We start from the raw sequence: 512 nt of genomic DNA, 5'->3' as shown, positions 1-512 counted from the left end.
TGCGGCGCGCGAGGCCCGCCGCGGAATCGGGCGGACCCGGCAGGGCGGCCAGGATCTGTGACGTGCGGTCGCGGCGATGCCGCGCTAGTTCCGCGATCCGGTCCAGCGGGGCCGTGATCGCGGGCCCGTGGGTCGGCAGCAGGACGCGCGGCGACAGTGCCGCCAGCCGTTCCAGCGAGCGGAAGTATTCCGCCAGGTCCCCATCCGGCGGAGAGATCAGAGTCGAGGACCAGCCCATCACCAGGTCGCCGCAGAAGATCCGGTCACCCCATTGGAACGACAGGTGCCCTGCCGCATGACCGGGCGTGTGCCACGCGGTCAGCGACCAGTCGGGCGTGGTGATCACCTCCTGGTCGCGCAGGTGGCGGTCGGGCGCGAAAGCGTGGTCCAGCCCCTCGCCCCCGCCAAGACCCTCCAGCGCCAGGCGGGACATCAGCGGCGACCGCCCTGCCAGCGCATCGCCAAAGGCCAGCACCGGGGCGCCGGTCAGGCGGGAAAGGCGTGCGGCTCCG

At 73.0% G+C, this 512-nt stretch carries 1 protein-coding gene; it reads right to left on the bottom strand.

Annotation, left to right across the window (positions count from 1 at the left end):
• On the bottom strand, positions 1-512 hold a 512-nt coding region (locus tag ADAD_RS0115235; protein WP_010415769.1), incomplete at both ends, for an MBL fold metallo-hydrolase.

The sequence above is a fragment of the Citromicrobium sp. JLT1363 genome (assembly GCF_000186705.1).
GTDB lineage: Bacteria > Pseudomonadota > Alphaproteobacteria > Sphingomonadales > Sphingomonadaceae > Alteriqipengyuania.
The sequence above is the reverse complement of the archived record's forward strand: the minus strand, read 5'-3'. Positions and strand labels throughout refer to the sequence as shown.